The following is a 2841-nucleotide window of genomic DNA, read 5'->3' on the forward strand; positions in this document are numbered from 1 at the left end:
CGCCTCCTGCAAGGTGGCCTGCAGGTAGTCCTCTTCTGGCGAGGCTTTCACCACCCACCTGCTGTAAAATGGCGTGGCGTGCTCTTCCGGCTGGGGGGAGAGCCGCTGACCGTCCGTTACCTGGCTTTGCAGAATTTCAATATCGTTATTCTCGGGGTTAAACACGCCGGGGAAAAAGCGTACCTGTGCCGTTTTTCCGCCCGTCTCGAAAGTCAGCCAGCGGCTCCACCTGCCCGGCGTCAGTTCAATGGTCTGTTCCCGCAACCGTAACAGCGGTTTCCCCTGTTGACCGGTCACGGTCACGGTGACGTTTTCGCTGTGGTTCCCCTGCATGGTGAACTGCCAGCCATCCTCCCGCTGCGTTAAAGGCTGCCACGCGCCTTTATCGTGATAGGCCAGCGCGGCGGTGGGCGGCCAGCCCAGCTTTTGCTTTTTAACCTGTTTATTGCCGGTGCGCGCTTCATAGCGGGTGGTATAGCCCATCGGCTTGAAAAGCTCGCCAGGCCAGGGGGCGCTGCGCCCCCAATAAGGCGCAAAACTATAGTGTTCTCTGTCTGCGGCTACGCTTTCCGGGAAGTGAACCAGCGCCGCGCGCAGGTCATGGTTGCTCATCTGGCCCAGCAAATTACGGGTTTGCTGGTTATCCGGCGGCATTCCCTGGCCGGTCCATGAGGTGCCCACCGCCTGTCCTGCCAGAAAAGTCACCCAGTTAATATCACCCCATGCAGAAATAAAGGGGAGTAGTTCCGTCGCCGCCCCGCCTTCCAGCATGCGGGATATGGCCGGCAGATGGCCTTCCTGAGCATAACGTTGCAGCAATGGCATGGATAAACCGTCGACGCCAAAAACAATCACTTTCCGCATGACTTCACTCCTGGTTTTCATTTTTAATCAGCCTGCCCGGTAACGGTAACGCCTGTTTTATTGCCTTCTGGTAATCGATTTTATTGTCGATAAGGCTCAGTAACAGGCTTTCCAGGCTGCTTCGAATATGTTTACGCATGACGTCTTCTGCCAGCGCGCCATCCCGCGCTTTAAGGGCATAAAATATCTCCCGGTGTTCGCGCCACGACTGCAATTTACGCCCCGGCAAACTGCTGGTGATAAGATGAAACATTTGCAATCTTTCAAGGTAAATGCTCATGACTTCATTGATCAGGGCGTTGCCACAAAACCTGAATATCAGGTTATGGATGGAATCGCCCGGATCGTCGACCGCTTCTTCATCTTCCTGTAATAATGTTTCCAGCGAATCGAGATAAATTTCCATTCGTTGCAACTCTTCATCGCTGATCTGCTCTGCCGCATGGCGCGCGGAGATCCCCTCCAGCGCTTCACGAATCACGTAGAGCTCCTGAATATCTGACAGATTAATTTCGCTGACAAACCAGCCTTTCCCTGGCACCAGCTCAACAAAATGCTCCTGTTGCAGGCGATAAAGCGCTTCACGAATGGGCGTGCGGCTCATCCGCAACCGGTCTATTAGCCACATTTCAGTCACTGAACTGCCGGGTTTTAGCGCCAGGCTCAGTATCATGGTTTTTATTTCGTCATAGGCGATAACGCTTAATGACCTTTTTATTTCCGTTTCGTCTGAGATAGACATATTTGCTCCCGAAGTGAGAATGTTACGCCATTGGCTTTAGGACCAGACGCTGAATTTTCCCTACGACGAATAAGTAGAAGAAAATCACCATGACCGCGTGCGAAATAACAAACCACAGCACCGCATGGAAAGAGCCGGTAACATTCAGAATATACCCGGTGATGATCGGGGTGGTGATACTGGAGGCATTGCTGAAGGTGTTCAGCATACTGCCGGATAATCCCGCGATCTCTTTCGGCGCGGTATCGGTATTAATTGTCCAGCCCATACCGCCAATACCTTTGCCAAGAAATGACATCGCCATGATCGCGATAACGGCCGATTCCGAATCGGTATAATTGCACATCACCATGACGCAGCAGAGAGACATACCGCCAATAATAGGAATTTTGCGCGCCACCGAGACAGAGACGCCTTTGCGGATCAGGTAGTCAGAGGAGAAACCGCCGATAAGTCCGCCTAAGAACCCGCATATCGCCGGGATCGCCGCGACCATCCCGGCTTTCATGATCGACATGTTCTTTTCCTGCACCAGGTAAATAGGAAACCAGGTAATGAAAAAGAAACCAATTGCGTTAAGGCAGTACTGCGCCAGATAGGTGCCGAGCATCATACGGCTGCTCAGGAGCTGCTTGAGATAGCCTAATTTAGGGCCTTCACTTTTTACCTGCTGGTCTCGCTTTTCTTCAAGCGTCACTAACGCGCCGCCGGCAGTGATGTACTCCAGCTCAGAGGCATTAACCATTGCGTGTTCTTTAGGGCTTTTGACGATTTTGCGAAATAGCGGCAGAAAAGCGATGCCCAACAGCCCTAACACGGTAAAGACAGAATGCCAGCCCCAGGTATGCGCCAGCCAGCCCATCAGCGGGGCGAAAAAGACGGTAGAGCCATATTGCGCCGAGTTAAAAATGGCCGCCGCCGTGCCACGCTCCGAGGCGGGGAACCATGTGGCAACGATACGGCTATTTGCCGGAAACGATGGCGCCTCCGACGCGCCGACCAGAAAGCGCATGGCGAAGATAAAGACCACCGCCGTGGCCCCCGTGACAAAGCCCGCCAGCCCGGTCATTAAGGTAAAGAGCGACCAGAAAAAGATGCTTAAGCTGTAAATAACCCTGGAGCCAAACTTATCCAGTAACCAGCCGCCGGGTAACTGGAAAATGACATAAGCCCAGCCAAAAGCGGAAAAGATAAAGCCCATATCAACCGGTGTCAGGCCAAGATCTTTCGCCATA

3 protein-coding genes are annotated in these 2841 nt (G+C 53.1%); all 3 read right to left on the minus strand.

Features of this window, described 5'->3' with window-relative positions; genetic code table 11:
• A partial coding sequence (locus ENTHG_RS25690; RefSeq protein WP_044176710.1) for an alkaline phosphatase family protein occupies positions 1 to 864 on the minus strand: 864 nt, incomplete at its 3' end.
• A 4-nt stretch (positions 865 to 868) separates the two neighbouring features.
• Positions 869 to 1606 carry a GntR family transcriptional regulator gene (locus ENTHG_RS06490; protein ID WP_044176713.1) on the minus strand — a complete coding sequence of 246 codons (738 nt, stop codon included), beginning with the start codon at positions 1604 to 1606 and terminating at the stop codon, positions 869 to 871.
• A gap of 22 nt (positions 1607 to 1628) precedes the next feature.
• On the minus strand, positions 1629 to 2841 hold a 1213-nt coding region (locus ENTHG_RS06495), incomplete at its 5' end, for an MFS transporter (RefSeq protein ID WP_044176716.1).

Source organism: Phytobacter massiliensis JC163 (assembly GCF_000321045.1).
Lineage (GTDB): Bacteria > Pseudomonadota > Gammaproteobacteria > Enterobacterales > Enterobacteriaceae > Phytobacter_A > Phytobacter_A massiliensis.

Bases quoted from the DNA above. Each gene is read 5' to 3' on its own strand.
- ENTHG_RS06490 (WP_044176713.1), bottom strand. From the start codon at position 1,606: ATGTCTATCTCAGACGAAACGGAAATAAAAAGGTCATTAAGCGTTATC.